Here is a 16,563-nt window from a genome sequence, read left to right as displayed (position 1 = left end):
CGGCCGACAGTCGATTCTACGGGATGATCACGCACGCCCCGCGTGCGCCCGCCTCTGGCCAGGGGTCAGAGAAGCGCGGCCAGCTCCCGCACCGCGTCGGCATAGCCGTCGACACCGCGCCCGATCACGCGCACCGCGGCCACATCGTGCAGGAACGAGTGATGGCGGAACTCCTCCCGCGCGTACACGTCGGAGATGTGCACCTCCGCGAACGGCAGGCCCACCCCGGTCAGCGCATCGCGCAGCACGACTGAGGTGTGCGTCAGGCCGCCCGGGTTGATGATGATCCCGATGCAGTCGGCGCGTGCGGCCTGGATGGCGTCGATGAGCACACCCTCGTGGTTGCTCTGCACCGCCCGCACCGCGAAACCGGCCTCGGCCGCGGTCTCGGTCGTGATCCGCTCGACGTCCGCGAGGGTCGCGGTGCCGTAGATGTCGGGCTCCCGCGTCCCGAGGAGGTTGAGGTTGGGGCCGTTGACCAGCAGCAGCCGACGCTCGATGCTCATGCCCTCACGCCCTCCGACCCGGCGAGCTCACGCCGCAGAACCCACTCCCGACCGAAGCCCGTCGTCTCGATCTCCCCGGTCCGTGCGAACCCGGCGCGCGCGTACACGGCCTGCGTCCGGTCGTTGTCGACGTGCACCTCCAGCTCGAGCGCGGCCAGACCCTGCTCGAGGGCCCAGGCCGCCGCCGTGTCGAGCAGAGCGTCGATCACGCCGGAGCCCCGGTGCTCGTCCGCGACGTAGACGCCGACGACGAGTCCGGCCTCGGGTCGCTCGCGGTGCGGCAGCACGGTGGCGGTGCCCACCCACTCCCCCGCATCGGTCACCGCGACGAACTGCGCAGCCGCCGACGGCTCGGCCGCGTTCACGGTGCGCTCCTGCCAGAAACGGTCGGGCTGGCCGCTCGCATGTGCCACGGTGTCGAGGAACGCGATCGGCGCGGCCGGATCGGCCAGGGCGCGCAACCGCAGATCCTTCACCTGCGACCATTCCTCGGCTTCGACGCGACGCACGTGGACGCTCACTCGCCCACCTCCTGGTAGGCGGCGAACAGCAGCGACTCGTCGGGTGCCTGCAGCACGGTGGGCTTCGCGATGTCGTCGAGCAGGATGAAGCGCAGCATCCCGCCGCGGCTCTTCTTGTCGCGCTGCATCGTCGCCAGCAGTTGCGGCCACGCGCCGGCGCGATACGACGTGGGAAGGCCCAGGGACTCCAGGATCGACCGGTGCCTCTCGGCAGCCGCATCCGAGAGCCGGCCGGCCAGCCGCGACAGCTCCGCGGCGTACAGCATGCCCACCGAGATCGCCGCGCCGTGCCGCCAGCGGTAGCGCTCGGCGTGCTCGATCGCGTGGCCCAGCGTGTGCCCGTAGTTGAGGATCTCCCGCAGACCCGACTCACGGAAGTCGTCCGACACGACCTGCGCCTTCATGCCGACCGCGAGCTCCACGGCCCGGCGGAACTCCTCCGTGGTCGTGTCGACCGCCCGTGCCGGATCCGCCTCCACGATGTCCAGGATCTCCGGCGCCCAGATGAAGCCGGCCTTCACGACCTCGGCGAAACCGGCCGTCGCCTCGTTCGGGCTCAGGCTGCCGAGCTCGTCGAGGTCTCCGATCACCGCACGGGGCGCCCAGAACGCGCCGACGAGGTTCTTGCCCTCGGCCGTGTTCACGCCGGTCTTGCCTCCCACCGCGGCATCCACGAGCCCGAGGACCGTCGTGGGCACGTGCACCACCTGCACGCCGCGCAGCCAGGTCGCCGCCACGAATCCGGCGAGGTCCGTCACGGCCCCTCCGCCGTAGCCGACGACCGCGTCGGTCCTGGTGAAGTCGGCCTGGCCCATGATCTGCCAGCAGAAGGCGGCCACCTCGATGCGCTTGCCCTGCTCGGCATCGGGGATCTCGGCCAGCAGCACCTCGCGCGGGCCGTCGGCGGTGTCGGCGAGGAGGCGGTCACGAAGCTCCGCCGCACGGTTCGCGAGGGTCGGCGGGTGCACCACGAGCACCTTCCGCACGCCGGGGGCGAGGGCTGCCGAGACGCTGTCGAGGATGCCGCGCCCGATCGCGATGTCGTAGGGGTCGGCGCCGGTGACGCCGATGGTGGTCGTGCTCATCTCTGTTCTCTCCTCCATGCCACGATCTCGTCCGCGATGCGCTGCATCGGCCGTCGCGAGGTGTCGAACGAGATCGACGCGACCTCCTCGTACCACTCGCGCCGCTCCGCGAAGATCCGCTTCCACCGCTCGACGGGGTCGTCGCCGGCCAGCAGCGGCCTCGTGCCGCCGCGGAGCCGGTCGGCCACCGCGTCCTCGCTCACCGTGAGGAACACCACCGGGTGGCCGTGCAGCAGGTGCCGGGTGTCGGCGTCCGTCACGGCGCCGCCGCCGAGGGAGATCACGCCGCCCTCGCTCAGCGCCTGCGCGACCGCCGCCCGCTCGAGGTCGCGGAAGTGCGCCTCCCCGTGCTCGGCGAACAGGGCGGGGATGGGGCCGTGCGCCGCGACGATCCGCTTGTCGGTGTCGATGAAACCCACCCCGAGTCGTCGAGCGACCCGTCGACCGACGCTGGTCTTGCCCGACGCCATCGGGCCGACCAGTACCACCGACAGCGGATCAGCCGCGTTCGTCATGCGCGATGAGCGCCGCCTCGGACGCGGGTGCCGTGCGCAGCTCCTCGGGGATGCCGTCGAGGTATCCCGCCAGGTTGCGCCGTGTCTCGCGGATGCTGTCTCCGCCGAACTTCTCCAGCACGGCCCGGGCGAGCTCGATCGCGACCATCGCCTCGGCCACCACACCGGCGGCCGGCACGGCGCACACGTCGGAGCGCTGGTGGTGCGCTGTCGCGTCCTCCCCCGTCGCCACGTCGATCGTGCGGAGCGCATGCGGGACGGTCGCGATCGGCTTCATGCCGGCCCTGACGCGCAGCACCGTGCCCGTGGACATCCCGCCCTCGGTGCCGCCCGCGCGGTCCGAACCGCGGGTGATGCCCCCGGCGGCGGCGAAGAGCTCGTCGTGGGCTGCCGACCCGCGACGCCGAGTGGTCTCGAAGCCGTCGCCGACCTCGACCCCCTTGATGGCCTGGATGCTCATGAGCGCCTGCGCGAGACGGGCGTCGAGGCGCCGGTCCCAGTGCACGTGGGACCCGAGCCCGGGCGGAAGGCCGTACGCGAGCACCTCGACGATGCCGCCCAGGGTGTCGCCGTCCTTCTTCGCATCGTCGACCTCGGCGACCATCAGTGCGGACGTCGCCCGGTCGAAGCAGCGCAGCGGATCGGCGTCGAGTGCGTCGACGTCATCCGGGGTGGGAAGCGGTGCCCCGTCCGGCACCCGGACCGGGCCGATCGACAGCGTGTGGCTGACCAGGCGGATACCCAGTTCGGACAGGAACGACCGCGCGATCGCGCCGAGCGCGACGCGCGCCGCGGTCTCCCGCGCGCTCGCACGCTCGAGGATCGGACGAGCCTCGTCGAAGTCGTACTTCTGCATCCCGACCAGATCCGCGTGGCCGGGCCGCGGGCGGGTCAGAGGTGCACCGCGACCGCGGGACCGGTCGGTGAGCTCGACGGGCTCCGGGTTCATGACCTCGATCCACTTCGGCCACTCCGTGTTGCCGATGCGGAGCGCGATGGGGCTGCCGAGCGTCTTGCCGTGCCGGACCCCGCCCGAGATCGTGAGCTCGTCCTGCTCGAACTTCATGCGCGAGCCGCGGCCGTAGCCCAGCTTGCGACGCGCGAGATCGGCCTGGATGGCCTCGGACGACACCGGGACGCCGGAAGGCAGTCCCTCCATGACGGCGATGAGTTCTGGGCCGTGTGATTCGCCGGCCGTGAGCACGCGGAGCATTGCTCCAGTCTCCCATGCGTTTCGCGTCCGCCGCGCCGCGTGTCGTCGCGGGTCAGAGCGCTGCGCGCATGGCGGCGATCACGTCCGTCTCGGCCGGGAGGGGCGCGGCCGGATCGCCGTGGTGGAAGATGCGGATCTGTCGCACAGCCTGGTGCAGCAGCATCCCCAGCCCCGACACGACCGTGCCGTCGCCCCACGCCGCGGCGAGCGACGATGGCCACGGCGCGTACGCGGCATCGAACAGCGCACCGCCCCGAGCGGCCAGGGGCTCTGTCGCCGCGGAGGGCAGGATCGTGCCGGACGGCAGCGTCGCCACGGTCAGGTCCACCCGGCCCAGCCGCGACCCGGCATCGCCGTCCGCGAGCGGGTGCGCCGAGACGACCACCGAGAGACGCTCCCCCAGAGCCACCAGACCCGATGCCCGCTCGGGTCGACGAGCCCGGACGTCCACGCGCGACACCCCCATGTCGGCGAGGGCCACGAGGGCCGAGGCTGCCGTGGCTCCTGCTCCCAGGAGCCGCGCGGTGTCCGCGGTGGTGATCCCCGCCTCCGCCAGCGCGTCGACGATGCCCCCCACATCCGTGTTGAAGCCCGCCGGGGTGGAGCCGAGGAGGAGGGTGTTGACCGCGCCCGTGAGTTCCGCGTGCGCGTCGCGCGCCACGGCGAACCGGTACGCCTCCTCCTTCAGGGGCATCGTGAGCGACAGCCCACGCCACGAGGGGTCGAGACCACACACAGCAGCCGCGAATTCGTCGGCCGCCACCCGCCGGCGTCCATACTCCCAGTCCAGGCCCAGCACGCGGTAGGCCGCGGCATGCAGCTCGGGCGACCGGGAGTGCGCGATCGGGTCGCCCCAGACCGCGAGTCGGGTCGACGTCACGGCCTCAGCAGCCCCCGTCAGGGTTCGCCCTGCACCACTCGCGCCACTTCTCCACGCCCTGCTCGTGTTCGGCGAGCGTCTCCGAGAACTGCGTCTCCCCGGTGGAGAGGTTCACCGTGACGAAGTACAGCCATGGACCGTCGGCGGGCTGCATGGCCGCCTTGATGGCCGCCTCGCTCGGACTCGCGATCGGTGTGACCGGCAGCCCGGTGTTCACGTAGGTGTTCCAGGGGTTCGGGTCCTCGAGCGCTTCTGCGGAGCTCGACACCACGCCCTCGTGCAGCGAGCCGTAGCCGTACTGCGCGGTCGAGTCCATCTGCAGCTTCATGTCGATCGCCAGGCGGTTCTCGATCACACGCGACACCTTGGCGAAGTCGTCCGTGCGACCCTCGCGCTGGATGATCGAGGCGATCGTCAGCACGCGCTGCGCGTCGTCCGCGGGCACGCCGGCCGCGTCGAGCGCCTCCCGCGTACGATCCACCATCTGCTGGATGGCCTGCGTCGCCGTGACGCCGGGATCGAACGTGTACACGGCGGGGAACAGCCACCCCTCCAGGCTCTGCGCCTGGACGCCGTAGACGGACGGATCGGCGACCGCGGCCTCGAAGTCCGCGAGCGGCAGCCCGAGCGTCTCCGCCATCGCCGGGAGCGAGGACTTGATCGTGCCGCCCTCCGACACCGAGACGGTGTTCTCGAGCTTGTTCTCCTTGTCCTGGAGGGCGGCGAGGGCGGCCTCGGCCGTCATCTTCTTCTGCAGGCGGTAGACGCCGGGATAGAACGTGACGGCGATGCCCTCGTCGATGAGGTAGTCGTAGAAGACATCGGCGGTCTTGGTCACGCCCGCCTCGTGGAGCGCTGCCGAGACCGGCTGGCCGGTGTCGCCCGACTTGATGGTGACATACACCTCGCCGGTCGCGAGCCCCGGCTCCCAGTCCTTCGCGTCTCCCCAGCCCATGGCGTCGCTGATCCGATCACCGTAGGTGCTCCACGCCCAGGCGCCGCCGGCCACGATGCCGCCGATAATCGCGAGGACGACGATGAGGGCGATCAGGCAGCCCTTGCGGCGCTTCTTCTTCGGCGCGCCCGGCCCGCGGTGGTCGTCGTCACCCGACACGAACAGGTCGTCGAGCCCGCCGCCGACGGCGGGCTCGTCGGGAGAGGTCCGCGCGGTCGAGGCGGCTGTCGGTGCGGAGACACGGGGCAGCGGCCGCGTCGCATCCGCGTCGTGCTCGATGAACGTCTCACGCGAGCCACGGGCGATGGGGACGGCCGTCGTCTCCGGAGCACGGGACGGCTCTGCCGCGGACACGGGTTCGGCGGCGGCCGATGCCCGATCCTCCGCGCGCGGCGCGACCGGTGCGGGGCGCGCGTCCGACGCGGAGTCAGCGGACCCGGACGCAGCGGGCGCGGGCGCGGTACCGGACTGGTCGAGCGACGGCTCCCCGGCCTGCTGCTGACGAGCGGCTCGCCGCGCGGCCTCACGAGCGGCGCGGCGCGAGCCTGGCACGGGGCCGCTCGTGTCGGCCGTCGGGACCTGCGGCGCCGGCGCCGGCAGGTTCTCGAAGAGGTCGCCCAAGCGCGCGTCGGTGTCGTGCGGTGGCGAAGCGCTATCGCGTTCGGACATGATCAGGCGGGCTCCTCATCGACGGGGACCGGTGCACCGGCCGGGTTTCCGGTGCTCTTCTCCGTGTCGATCGCCTGCTGCAGCAGAACCACCGCGGCGACCTGATCCACAATGCTACGAGAGTTCTTCTGGGAACGCCCGGAACTCCGCAATGCCGCGTGTGCGGACACCGTGCTCAGACGCTCGTCGATGAGCCGCACCGGCACACCGCTCTCGCGCTGCAACAGCGCTGCGAACTCCCGCGCATCCGTGGTGGACGGGGTGTCCGCGCCCTGCAGATTCACCGGCAGCCCGACCACGAACTCCAGCGGTTCGTACTCCGCGGCGATCGCCACGAGTCGCGTGATCGCCGCGTCGTCGCGCGGCACGGTCTCGACCGGGACGGCCAGCATGCCGTCCGGATCGCACCGTGCCACGCCCACCCTGGCGCGTCCCACGTCGACGCCGAGCCGCACTCCGCGACGGAAGCCGGTCACGCGCCGCGGAGCTCCTGTGCGATGGCCTCCAGCGCTGCCGGAAGCGCCGCACCGTCGGTGCCGCCGCCCTGGGCAAGGTCGTCGCGCCCGCCGCCGCCACCGCCGAGCACGCCGGCTGCGCGCTTCGCGAGCGCACCCGCCTTCGCGCCCGCCGAACGCGCCGCCTCGTTCGTGGCGACGACCACGACCGGCCGGCCATTGACGATCGCGCCGAGGGCGACCACTGCCGCCTCCGACCCCAGCCGCTCACGGACGCCGTTGACCAGATCGCGCACGTCGTCCGCCGAGGCCACCTCACCGAGCGACTGTGCGGCCACCCGGAACGCGCCGATGCGGGACGCGGCCTCCGCGATCGCGGGGATCTGCCCCGCCCGCTCCTTGGCCTCGAACTGCGCGATGCGCTTCTCGGCGGCCTTGAGGCTCGCGGCGAGATCGGCGATCCGCTCCGGCAGCTGCTCGCGCGGAGTCTTGAGCGACGCGGTCAGCTGCGAGACCAGCGCGCGCTCGGCGGCCAGCTCGCGGAACGCGTCGGCACCGACGAGAGCCTCGATACGGCGGTTCGATGCCCCGACGGACGACTCGCCGACCACGCTGACCAGCCCGATCTCGGCGCTCGTCGACACGTGCGTGCCCGCGCAGAGCTCACGCGACCAGGGGCCGCCGATGTCGACCATGCGCACGACATCGCCGTACTTCTCGCCGAACAGAGCCATCGCCCCGGCCTCCTTGGCCTCGTCGAGCGTCACGATGCGCGTCGTCACCTCGAGGGCGTCCTGCACGGCGCGGTTCGTGATCTCCTCGATCTCCGAGCGCGTCTCTCCCGACAGCGCCTGCGACCACGCGAAGTCGAATCGCATATAGCCCGCACGGTTCAGCGAGCCCGACTGGGTCGCGGTCGGGCCCAGCGTGTCGCGCAGAGCGGCGTGCACCAGGTGGGTCGCCGAGTGCGCCTGCCGCGCCGCACGACGGTTGGCCGCGTCGACGATGGTCGTGGCCGCGTCATCCACCGCCACGCTCCCCCGCGTCACCTCGACGGTGTGACTGATCAGCCCGGGGACGGGGCGCTGCACATCGAGCACCTCGAGCTCGTAGCCAGGGCCCACGATCGTGCCCTTGTCGGCGACCTGGCCGCCGGACTCCGCATACAGCGTCGTCTCCGCCAGCACGACCTCGGCGATCTGTCCCTCCGCGGCGCTGCGCACGGAGGCACCGTCGACCAGGATGCCGAGCACCCGCGAGTCGACCTCGAGGGCCGTGTAGCCGTCGAAACCGGTCTCGCCGAGCGCCCGCAGGTCGCGGTAGACCGACACGTCGGCGAGCTGCCGCTTGCGGTTGCGCGCGTCGTCCTTGGCGCGCTGACGCTGCTCCTGCATGAGCGCGTCGAACGCGGCACGGTCGACGTCGAGCCCGGCCTCCTCGGCGACCTCGAGGGTGAGGTCGATCGGGAAGCCGTATGTGTCGTGCAGCAGGAAGGCCTCGGAGCCGCTCAGGGTCGTCCCGCCGCTCTTCTTCGTGTCGTCCACGGCGAGGTCGAGGATGGTCGAGCCCTGGGCGAGGGTGCGCCGGAAGGTCTCCTCCTCGGCGAAGGCGGCCGAGGACAGCACCGACCAGTCGCGCTCGAGCTCGGGGTAGGCCGACTTCATGGCGTCCCGCGACGCGGAGAAGAGCTCGGGGAAGGCCGGCTCGTCGACGCCCAGCAGACGCATCGCCCGCACGGTCCGCCGCATCAGGCGGCGCAGGATGTACCCGCGGCCCTCGTTCGACGGACGCACACCGTCGGACAGCAGCATCAGCGAGGAGCGCACGTGATCGGCGATCACACGGAAGCGCACATCGTCCTCGTGCACGGCTCCGTAGCGGCGTCCGGAGAGCTCGACGGCGCGGTCCAGCACGGGCCGCACCTGGTCGATCTCGTACATGTTCTCGACGCCCTGCTTGAGGAAGGCGACGCGCTCGAGGCCCATGCCGGTGTCGATGTTCTTCATCGGCAGCTCGCCCACGATGTCGAACTCGGTCTTGCTCCGGATGTTCTCGAGGAAGTCCTGCATGAACACGAGGTTCCACAGCTCCATGAACCGGTTGTCGTCCGCCGCCGGACCGCCGTCCTTGCCGTAGGACGGGCCACGGTCGAAGAAGATCTCGGAGTCGGGTCCGCCGGGGCCGGGCTGCCCGGTGTTCCAGTAGTTGTCCGCGCGGCCGAGGCGCTGGATACGCTCCGGCTTCAGCCCGATGATGTCGCGCCAGATGGCCTCCGCCTCATCGTCGGTCTCGTAGACCGTGACCCACAGGTCCTTCTCGTCGAAGCCCAGCCCGCCGTCGGATTCGGAGGTCGTGAGCAGCTCCCACGCGTAGCGGATCGCGCCCTCTTTGAAGTAGTCGCCGAACGACCAGTTGCCGAGCATCTGGAAGAACGTGCCGTGACGCGCCGTGCGTCCGACCTCCTCGATGTCGTTGGTGCGGATGCACTTCTGCACATCGGCGATGCGCGGATGCGGAGCGGGGACCACGCCCGTGAGGTACGGGATCATCGGGACCATGCCGGCGACCGTGAACAGCAGCGACGGGTCGTCGCTGACGAGGGAGGCCGAGGGGACGATGAGGTGATCGTTCTTCTCGAAGTAGGAGAGATAGCGCTGCGCGATTTCCGCAGTGTTCATAGGTCCCGGTTGTCCTTGTGTGAGGGAGCGCGTCGATGCGCGGCTGCGGTGGTTCAGTTCTCGCCCGGCTCGGTGAGCCGCGCCTCCTGGGCGCGATACGCGTCGCCGAGCGCGGCGGTGAAGCCGTTGATGCGGGCGTCGACGTCGGCGAGGATGTCATGGCCGCGCGGGTCCTTGTTCATGAAGTGAGCCGCGACGAAGCCGCCGATCACGCCGATGAGGAACCACAGCACAGTCTTCATGTCGTCATCCTTGCCTGAGAGCCGCGAAGGCGCGGTCTCTCCATCGTAGGCGGAAACGACAGGAGGCGTCGGGAATCCCCGACGCCTCCTGCCTGATGCTCGATCGCTGGATCAGCGAGCCGCGTAGTACTCGACGACGAGCTGCACTTCACAGGTCACGGGGACCTCCGCGCGCTTCGGGCGACGGACCAGGCGGGCCTGGAGCTTGTCGAGCTCGACCTCGAGGTAGCCGGGAACGGGAGGAAGCACCTCGGCGTGACCGCCGGCTGCCGCCACCTGGAAGGGCTCGGTGCCCTCGCTCTTGGCCTTGACGTGGATGAGCTGACCCGGCTTCACGCGGAACGACGGGCGGTCGACGAGCTGGCCGTCGACGAGGATGTGACGGTGCACGACGAGCTGGCGAGCCTGAGCCGTGGTGCGGGCGAAACCCGACCGCAGCACGAGAGCGTCGAGACGCATCTCGAGGAGCTCGACCAGGTTCTCACCGGTCAGGCCGTCCTGACGACGAGCCTCGTTGAACGTGTTGCGCATCTGCTTCTCGCGGATGCCGTACTGCTCGCGCAGACGCTGCTTCTCGCGCAGACGGACGGCGTAGTCGCTGTCGGCCTTGCGCTTGGTGCGGCCGTGCTCGCCCGGAGCGTAGGGACGCTTCTCGAGGTAGCGGGCGGCCTTCGGGGTGAGCGGGATGCCGAGGGCACGGCTGAGACGCACCTTGCGGCGGTCCTGGGACTTCGTGGTCACGAAGTGTTCCTTCCGATGACGTGGACGTGGATTTCACGTCCGACGGACGTATCGTCCGCGCTCTGCCTCGGAGCGCACGCCGGGGCGCCGTCGAGGTGTGGTGTGAACGCGGAGATGCCCGAAAACTCGGTTTCGAGCCGCTCAAGTCTAACAGACGGCGCTGCGCCGACCGACCGGACTGTCAGCGGTCGCCGAGGATGCGTCGGATGCGCTCCAGCCGCGCACCGATGTCGCGTTCCGCACCGAGGTTCTTCGGCTCGTAGTAGTGACGTCCGTCCAACTCGTCCGGCAGGTACTGCTGCGGCACGATCCCGTATTCGCTGTCGTGCGAGTAGATGTAACCGCGGCCGTGGCCGAGCCTCTTCGCCCCCGGGTAGTGGGCGTCGCGGAGGTGGAGCGGCACCCGGCCGAAGCCGCCCGCGCGGATGTCGGCGATCGCGGCGTCGATGCCGACGTACGCGGCATTGGACTTCGCCGTCGTGGCGAGGTACACCGTGGCCTCGGCGAGCGGGATGCGCCCCTCCGGCATGCCGATGAAGGCGACGGCGTCCGCAGCAGCGACTGCGATGCCGAGCGCCTGGGGATCGGCGAGACCCACGTCCTCCGAAGCCGAGATCACCAGGCGCCGAGCGATGAAACGCGGGTCCTCCCCCGCCTCGATCATGCGCGCCAGGTAGTGGAGTGCGGCGTCGGGATCGGATCCGCGGATCGACTTGATGAACGCGCTGATCACGTCGTAGTGCTCGTCGCCCTGACGGTCGTAGCGGAGCAGCGCTTTGTCCACCGCCTGCGCCACGTCATCCGCCGTCACCGCGGGGACACCGTCCGATGAGCTGTCGCCGTCGTCCTCGACCGCGGCGGCATGGGACAGCGCGACCGCGGCCGCGGCCTCGAGCCCCGTGAGCGCGCGCCGCGCATCACCCGACGCCAGTCGCACGAGAGCCGTGCGCGCCTCGTCGTCGAGCACCACGGCACCCTTGAGCCCGCGCGCATCCGTCACGGCGCGGTCGACGAGCAGACCGATGTCGTCGTCCGTCAGTGGCTGCAGCGTGAGCAGCAGCGACCGCGAGAGCAGGGGGGAGATCACGGAGAACGACGGATTCTCGGTGGTCGCCGCGATCAGGATGACCCAGCCGTTCTCCACTCCGGGCAGCAGGGCATCCTGCTGCGCCTTCGTGAAGCGGTGGATCTCGTCGAGGAAGAGGATGGTCGTCTGGCCGTACAGGTCACGCTGCGTGATCGCCTCCTGCATCACCTCGCGCACGTCCTTCACCCCGGCCGTGATCGCCGACAGTTCGACGAACCGTCGACCGGAGGAGCGCGCGATGGCCTGCGCCAGCGTGGTCTTCCCCGTGCCGGGGGGCCCCCACAGGATGATCGACACGGCCCCGGGCGCTGCCGCCTCGGGATCGGCGAGAGCCACGATCGGGGATCCCGCCCGCAACAGGTGACGCTGTCCCGCGACCTCATCGAGCGAGACCGGGCGCATGCGCACGGCGAGAGGCGTCTGCCCGGAGAGCAGCGCGGCAGGAGAAGTCACCCCTCCAGGCTAACGGCGGGCGCCGACACCGTGGCGACGGAACCCGCCCGTGGGCGACGGTAGGCTCTCAGGCGACGCCGCGGACGGGCGTCGGGATGGAGATATCGGGCATGGCGGCACGCGGTTCCAAGAAGGCACAGTCGCGCACCGAGGCGGAGCGCGCACGACTTCATGCCGCGCGCACGCGCTGGCACGAGGACCAGATCCGCCGCCGTCGCCGCGACAACACCGTCGCGGTGATCGTCGGCGGTCTCATCGTCGTCGCCGCGATCGGGAGCCAGGTCGTGCACGCGCAGGTGACCGCCCCCGAACCGACGCCGAGTCCCACGATCTCCCCCTCCGACTCCCCGGTGCCGTCCGAGTCCCCCCTTCCCTCCGACTCTCCCGTTCCCTCCCCGTCGCCCGTTCCGACGGACACACCGGCGGGCTGACCCCGCGGCGCCGGCTCAGCGATCGGCGACAGCGAGACGGTAGCCGCGCTTCACCACCGTCTGCACCAGCTCCGCGTCGCCCAGAGCCTCGCGCAACCGTGCGACCGCCACCTCCACGGCACGTGCACTGCGTCGTCGTCCGGCGAGCATCCGCCCGAGCTCTTCCCGGGAGAGCACCCGCCCCTCCGCGAGGAACAGTGCCTCCAGGACTTCTGCGGCGCCCGCCGAGAGCGGGAGGAAGCGCTCATCGAGCAGCACCCCGCCGCTGCGCACGACGAGCTCTCCGGCGTCCGTCCGCTGCATCGGCGCCTGCTCCGAGAAGAACCCGACGACGGCGCGTGCGAGGTCGTCCGGGAGCGCCCCGTCGACCGTCGTGGCGGGGATGTCCGCATCGGCGAGTGACCGGGCCGCCTCCGCACCCGAGGCGACGAGCAGCAGACGCGACGCCCGCGCCCTGGCTCGGATCGCGTCGCCCAGACCGAGGCGCTCGACGGTGCCCCACCAGGAACGCGCGCCCTCGACCGAGAAGAGCAGCACGCCGTCGATGCGCCCGGTCGCGACGCGGTGCACCGACCGTCGAACACCGGCCGGCACGGAATGATCCGCGCGTACCGACGGCACGCGGACGACCTCGGCTCCCGCCGCGGCGAGAAGCGCACCGACATCGACCGGTGTCGGCGACGCCACCGCTCCGTGCGCAGTACCCGCCGACGGGTCATCGGCGATCGCTATCCGGCACCCGGTCAGCGGCCGGCCCACGCTCGTCGAAATGCTCATGCCGGACTCTCCTCGCGTCGCCGCGTGACGGATCCCGTTGTCCGCGCCTCGACGAAACGTCCGCCCCCGTCGCGCGTCGCAGCCTCCAGTCCGGCGGCACGCAACCTGCCCAGCACGGCGGGGACTTCTGCGGCGGATGCGCCACGCAGTTCCAGCACTCCGCCATCGGACGGCCGCACCCGCAGCCCGTGCTCGTCCGCCAGCCGTCCGATGAGGACGAGCTGGGCGCCGGACAGCTCGCCCGCGACAGCGAGGGTCACGCCGAGCACGGTCTCCCTGGTACGGGGTCGTCCGACCGGGCCCCGCTCGGGGACACCCCGTCGCCCTGAGCCGATCGCAACCGCTCCGGCGCGCGCGATGAGGCGCCGCGCGACCGCCCGTGCGCAGAACGCGCACTCCGCGCTTTCGGGGAACTCCGCGAGGCCGCTCAGGCCGTGCTCTCGTCGCTCCGTCACCGCCGTGACCGGGGATGGTCCCGTGAGCAACGCATGACCGCAGGTCACAGCGCTCTCGTGCTCGCGAAGCAGCTCGGACACCGCCCGCGCCCTGGCGCCGTCATCCGCGGCCGCGCGGAGGGCCGCGAGCCTGTCCTCGTCGCCGAGCACCGTCGCACCGAGCAGGACTCGTCCGTCCTCGGAGAGGAGGAGGTCGCCCGCGATCCGTCCCGGTGCGTCCGCCAGGGGGACGACGACTCCGACGGTTTCGCCGTCCGGCGACGACCGGAGATCCGTGAACTCGACGCCTCCCGCACGCACGATCGTCGTCAGCCACCGCGTCCGTGTCGTCGCCACGGCCTCCCGCATCCTGTCCGCCACGCGCCCGCCACCGCCCGGTGCCCGCTGGCCCGGCTCGTCGTCCGCCGCGACAGCGACGCTCCCCACAGCCAGGATGTGCGGATCACTCGTGCGACCGTCGGCGTCGACGAGCACGCCGCCGCCCGGCACCACGGTGAGCCCCGCGTTCCGCGCGAGCTCGTCACGCGGGCGCACCGCGGGCGCGAACACGACCGCATCCGTCCGGGCGAAGGAACCGTCGTGGAATTCGATGCTCGCGACCGCGCCGGACTCGTCCGCATCGATGCGGGTGACGCGCGTCGACCTCCGCACCGCGATCCCGCGCTCCCGCAGGAGTGCGTCGACTGCCGCCGAGGCGCGACGACCCGGATCCGCGTGGTCCCCTCGTTCGTGCACGACCGCGACCTCGACTCCGCTCTCCGCGAGCGCGAGCGCGGCGGCGAACCCGCCCGGCCCGTCACCGACGACCGTCGCGTGCGGACGCCGCCACTGCTCGCCGCGCGGCGCGTGCACATGGGCCCGCAGCGCCGACGCATCCGCGGCGGACTGGAACGTGAAGCACCCGGGCAGTCCGGCCCCGTCGAGCGTCGGACGAACCGGGTGCCGCCCGGTCGCGAGGACGAGCACGTCGTACATGTACACGCGCCCGGAGCGGGTGCGGACGCGGCGGAGCTTCCGGTCGATCTTCCGCACCCGATCATCCCGGATCAGGCGCACGCGGTCGTCGCGGAACACCCCTCGGTCGAGGTCCAGGTCAGCGGGGTCGTCCCCCCGGACGAGTCGGTACAACCGGGTGCGGTCGTACGGCAGGCGCCCCTCGTCGCCGATCACCGTGACCCGAATGTCGTCGCAGGGATCGCCCAGGAGGTGCGCCACGAACGCGTGCGCCGCGGGCCCCGCGCCGACGATCAGGACCTCCGTCCTCCGGGATGCGCTGTCGTCCATGGACCTCCTGTCGACCTGCGGACCGTCGTGGGACGACGATAGGAGCGCCGTGTTACCCGGAGATGACGTCGCGTGTTTCGCGCGTCGAACGTTCTCCTCACAAATCGATAACGCGCCTTCGGCCTCACCCCGCAGCGCGGGTCGTACTAGGCTGAGCCTCGTCCTTTCCGCCTCCCGCGGCCCGACCGCGCAAGGAGAATCACCGTGTCTGCCACCGAGCCCTCGAAGCCGACCCCGCCCATCCCCGCACCGCCCGCCGTGCCCATGCCCCGGAAGGCCCCGACGCCCGCCGCGGTCGCGCCCGCCGCACCGACGACGCCCGCGCCCTCCGCCTCGGCGCTCGAATGGGGTCGCGTCTCCGACGATGGCACGGTCGAGGTCCGCGAGGGCGAGTCGTGGCGGGTGGTCGGCCAGTACCCCGACGGCACCCCGGAAGAGGCCCTCGCCTACTTCGTGCGCAAGTACGACGACATCGCCTTCAAGGTGCACGCGCTCGAGCAGCGCCATCAGGCCGGCGGCGCCTCGGCGAGCGACCTCGCGAAGCAGGCCTCGCACCTCATCGCCGAGGCGACGGATGCCGCAGCGGTCGGCGACCTCGCGGGACTGCGCGACCGGCTGAACGCCCTGACCGCCTCGCTCTCGGAGGCGACGGAGCAGGAGGCTCAGCAGGCCAGGGCGCTCGTGGAGCAGGCGGTCGCGGAGCGCACGGCCCTGGTGGAGCGCGCCGAGGCCATCGCCGCCCGCGACCTCAGCAAGGTGCAGTGGAAGCAGGTCACGGCCGAGCTCAACGAGCTGTTCGAGTCGTGGCAGGCACAGCAGCAGAACGGTCCGCGCCTGTCGAAGAGCGTGTCGCAGCAGCTCTGGAAGCGGTTCCGTGACGCCCGCTCGGTGGTCGACAAGCACCGGCGCGCCTTCTACTCCGAGCTCGACGAGACGCACAAGGCTGCACGCGACGCCAAGTCGCGGCTGGTCGAGCGCGCCGAGGCGCTCGCTCCCCGCGGCGTCGACGGCATCCCCGCGTACCGCACCCTGCTCGACGAGTGGAAGGCCGCCGGCCGTGCCGGGCGCAAGGCCGACGACGCGCTCTGGGCGCGGTTCAAGGCGGCCGGCGATGCGCTGTACGCCGCGCGGGCTGAGCAGGCCGCCGCGGAAGAGGCAGACTCCGCGCCCCGGATCGAGGCACGGCAGGCTCTTCTGGAGCAGGCGAAGGCCGTGGCCGACGAGTCGAACATCAAGCGTGCGCGGGCACTGCTCACCCGCATCCAGCGCGAGTGGGACGAGGTGGGCCGCATCTTCCCGCGCGAGAAGGAGCGTGCTCTCGACGACAAGCTCCGGGTGATCGAGCAGGCGCTCAAGGCCCGCGAGGACGTCGACTGGAAGAAGAACAACCCCGAGACCAAGGCGCGCGCGAACGACATGAGCTCGCAGCTGCACGAGGCCATCGAGAAGCTCGAGGCCGAGCTGGCGGCCGCGGAGAAGTCGGGCGACACCAAGGCCGCCAAGACCGCGGCTGACGCGCTCGAAGCCCGCCGCGCCTGGCTCAACGCCCTGGGCGGCTGACGCTTTCCACAACCCGCGACGACCGCCACAGGAGCGGGATGCGCTGCGCCACACTG

General features: G+C 71.5%; 16 protein-coding genes. 2 read left to right on the top strand and 14 right to left on the bottom strand.

Annotated elements, in window-relative coordinates; genetic code table 11:
• Positions 1-65 precede the first annotated feature (65 nt).
• The 12 genes from DW297_RS14610 to DW297_RS14555 all read right to left on the bottom strand — a co-directional run bounded on the left by DW297_RS14610 (position 66) and on the right by DW297_RS14555 (position 12,000).
• Positions 66-506: a type II 3-dehydroquinate dehydratase gene (locus tag DW297_RS14610; RefSeq protein ID WP_136033675.1), complete on the bottom strand. Its 441-nt coding sequence runs from the start codon at positions 504-506 to the stop codon at positions 66-68.
• Positions 503-1,027, bottom strand: a complete 525-nt coding sequence (locus tag DW297_RS14605) for a GNAT family N-acetyltransferase (RefSeq protein WP_136033673.1) — start codon at positions 1,025-1,027, stop codon at positions 503-505. Before DW297_RS14605 ends, DW297_RS14610 begins: the two co-directional genes overlap by 4 nt.
• Positions 1,024-2,112, bottom strand: coding sequence for a 3-dehydroquinate synthase (aroB, locus tag DW297_RS14600; protein WP_136033671.1), 1,089 nt, complete (start codon positions 2,110-2,112; stop codon positions 1,024-1,026). The genes DW297_RS14605 and aroB overlap by 4 nt, the downstream gene beginning before the upstream one ends.
• On the bottom strand, positions 2,109-2,627 hold the full coding sequence (locus tag DW297_RS14595; RefSeq protein ID WP_136033669.1) for a shikimate kinase: 519 nt from the start codon (positions 2,625-2,627) through the stop codon (positions 2,109-2,111). Before DW297_RS14595 ends, aroB begins: the two co-directional genes overlap by 4 nt.
• A complete protein-coding gene (gene aroC / locus DW297_RS14590; protein WP_136033667.1) occupies positions 2,611-3,840 on the bottom strand; it encodes a chorismate synthase in 1,230 nt (409 codons plus the stop codon). Before aroC ends, DW297_RS14595 begins: the two co-directional genes overlap by 17 nt.
• A gap of 52 nt (positions 3,841-3,892) precedes the next feature.
• Positions 3,893-4,720, bottom strand: coding sequence for a shikimate dehydrogenase family protein (locus DW297_RS14585; RefSeq protein WP_240744639.1), 828 nt, complete (start codon positions 4,718-4,720; stop codon positions 3,893-3,895).
• 4 nt (positions 4,721-4,724) lie between these two features.
• A complete protein-coding gene (mltG, locus tag DW297_RS14580; protein WP_136033663.1) occupies positions 4,725-6,344 on the bottom strand; it encodes an endolytic transglycosylase MltG in 1,620 nt (539 codons plus the stop codon).
• 2 nt (positions 6,345-6,346) lie between these two features.
• On the bottom strand, positions 6,347-6,820 hold the full coding sequence (ruvX, locus tag DW297_RS14575; protein ID WP_136033661.1) for a Holliday junction resolvase RuvX: 474 nt from the start codon (positions 6,818-6,820) through the stop codon (positions 6,347-6,349).
• Positions 6,817-9,477: an alanine--tRNA ligase gene (alaS, locus tag DW297_RS14570; RefSeq protein WP_136033659.1), complete on the bottom strand. Its 2,661-nt coding sequence runs from the start codon at positions 9,475-9,477 to the stop codon at positions 6,817-6,819. The genes ruvX and alaS overlap by 4 nt, the downstream gene beginning before the upstream one ends.
• A 53-nt stretch (positions 9,478-9,530) precedes the next feature.
• Entirely contained in the window at positions 9,531-9,719 is a 189-nt protein-coding gene (locus DW297_RS14565) for a hypothetical protein (RefSeq protein WP_136033658.1), read from the bottom strand.
• Between the two features lie 111 nt (positions 9,720-9,830).
• On the bottom strand, positions 9,831-10,460 hold the full coding sequence (gene rpsD, locus DW297_RS14560; protein WP_136033656.1) for a 30S ribosomal protein S4: 630 nt from the start codon (positions 10,458-10,460) through the stop codon (positions 9,831-9,833).
• A 181-nt stretch (positions 10,461-10,641) separates the two neighbouring features.
• The gene (locus DW297_RS14555) at positions 10,642-12,000 is read right to left on the bottom strand and encodes a replication-associated recombination protein A (RefSeq protein ID WP_136033654.1); all 1,359 of its coding nucleotides are present in this window, start codon (positions 11,998-12,000) and stop codon (positions 10,642-10,644) included.
• A 110-nt stretch (positions 12,001-12,110) separates the two neighbouring features.
• Here DW297_RS14555 and DW297_RS14550 point away from each other — a divergent pair, with 110 nt between their 5' ends.
• Positions 12,111-12,431 (top strand): hypothetical protein, encoded by a 321-nt coding sequence (locus tag DW297_RS14550; RefSeq protein WP_206251221.1) that lies wholly within the window; start codon positions 12,111-12,113, stop codon positions 12,429-12,431.
• Positions 12,432-12,446: 15 nt separating this feature from the next.
• Here DW297_RS14550 and DW297_RS14545 read toward each other — a convergent pair whose 3' ends face one another.
• Positions 12,447-13,208, bottom strand: a complete 762-nt coding sequence (locus DW297_RS14545; RefSeq protein ID WP_136033650.1) for a winged helix-turn-helix domain-containing protein — start codon at positions 13,206-13,208, stop codon at positions 12,447-12,449.
• Positions 13,205-14,947: an NAD(P)/FAD-dependent oxidoreductase gene (locus DW297_RS14540; RefSeq protein WP_136033649.1), complete on the bottom strand. Its 1,743-nt coding sequence runs from the start codon at positions 14,945-14,947 to the stop codon at positions 13,205-13,207. Before DW297_RS14540 ends, DW297_RS14545 begins: the two co-directional genes overlap by 4 nt.
• A gap of 204 nt (positions 14,948-15,151) precedes the next feature.
• Here DW297_RS14540 and DW297_RS14535 point away from each other — a divergent pair, with 204 nt between their 5' ends.
• Entirely contained in the window at positions 15,152-16,507 is a 1,356-nt protein-coding gene (locus DW297_RS14535; RefSeq protein WP_205828308.1) for a DUF349 domain-containing protein, read from the top strand.
• The last annotated feature ends 56 nt before the right edge of the window (positions 16,508-16,563 follow it).

Source organism: Microbacterium sp. PF5 (assembly GCF_004794315.1).
Taxonomy (GTDB): domain Bacteria; phylum Actinomycetota; class Actinomycetes; order Actinomycetales; family Microbacteriaceae; genus Microbacterium; species Microbacterium sufflavum.
Note: the sequence above shows the minus strand (reverse complement) of the source record. Positions and strands in the feature narration are given on the sequence as shown.